At 76.8% G+C, this 1,282-nt stretch carries 2 protein-coding genes; one reads left to right on the top strand and one right to left on the bottom strand.

Going from position 1 to position 1,282, the window contains the following annotated elements; translation table 11 throughout:
• A partial coding sequence (locus V7793_RS37710) for an alpha/beta hydrolase family protein (RefSeq protein WP_336014257.1) occupies positions 1-1,078 on the top strand: 1,078 nt, incomplete at its 5' end.
• Between the two features lie 18 nt (positions 1,079-1,096).
• Here V7793_RS37710 and V7793_RS37705 read toward each other — a convergent pair.
• Positions 1,097-1,282: helix-turn-helix domain-containing protein (locus tag V7793_RS37705; RefSeq protein WP_336014256.1), on the bottom strand; the 186-nt coding region annotated here is incomplete at its 5' end.

Genomic DNA, 1,282 nt, shown 5'->3' with positions numbered 1-1,282 from the left:
CGGCGTCACCACGCTGTACCTCGTCGACCGGTCGCGGCCCGACCCGTGGGAGCCGGGGATCCCCGTCCGGGAGGTGATGGCCACCGTCTTCTACCCGGCCCGCACCGTCCACGGCTTCCCGGTCGCCCGGCAGATGAGCGCGGGCGCCGCCGAGTCCTTCGGGCTCTACGGGCGCAGAGTCCACCCGGAGCTGCCGGAGGCCGGTGCGGACTGGCCGGCCACCACGACCCACTCGCACACCGGCGCCCCCGCACAGGTCTCGCGCCGGCGGCCGGTGCTGCTGTACAGCCCCGGCGGCGGCGATCCGCGCACCATGGGCACCACGCTCGCCGGGGAACTGGCGAGCCACGGCTACGTGGTGGTGACCGTCGACCATCCCGGCGACGCCGGTGAGGTGGAGTTCCCGTGCGCCATGGCCGGCCGGGAGACGGTGCGCCCGACGGTCCTGCGCGACGACCCCAGGAAGCGCCCCGGCCTCTTCCGCGCCATGATCGACACCCGTATCGCGGACATCCGCTTCGTCCTGGACCGGCTGGAAGAACTGGCGGCCGGACGGAATCCGGACGCGGCCGGGCGCCCGTTGCCGGAACACCTCGGCCGCGCCCTGGACCTGCGGCGGGTCGGCGTCTACGGGCACTCGGCAGGCGGCACCACGGCCGCGGAGGCGATGTACGAGGACCGGCGCGTCGGCGCCGCGGTCAACCTGGAGGGCTACCTGGACCGGGCGCCGGAGACCGACGGCCGGCCGGGCGAGCCGTACCCGGTCGCCCGGCACGGGTCGGACCGGCCCCTGCTCCTGCTGGGCACGGACGGCTTCCCCGGCAGGAAGGAGCTGGAGCCTGCCTGGCGGGCGGTGCTCGCCCGCTCGGCAGGGCGCGCCCGCCGCGGGCAGCTCGACGGCGCCGCGCACGGGGTGTTCACCGACTACGCCGCGCTGGCGCCGCAGTTGCAGGCCGCCGGGCTGATGACGGCGGCCGCCCGGGCCTCGCTGACCGGACCGGCCGACCCGGCGCGGTCGGTGCCGGCCGTACGCCACCACGTGCTCACGTTCTTCGCCCGGCACCTGCCGGCGCGCTGAGCGGGCACGACCCGGGGGTCACGGCGCCGCGTGCCGCACGGCGGACGGCGGGCCGCCGCCGAACGAGGCCAGCGCGTGGACCAGTTCCACCCGGGAGCGCACCCCGAGCGCCGCGAAGACGTTGCGCAGGTGGTGGTCGACGGTCCGGTGGCTCAGCGCGAGGAGGGCGGCCACCTCGCGGTTGGTGCGGCCTTCGGCCACATG

The sequence above is a fragment of the Streptomyces sp. KLMMK genome (assembly GCF_036961605.1).
Taxonomy (GTDB): Bacteria; Actinomycetota; Actinomycetes; order Streptomycetales; family Streptomycetaceae; genus Streptomyces; species Streptomyces telluris.
This window is presented reverse-complemented; position numbering and strand designations above follow the sequence as displayed.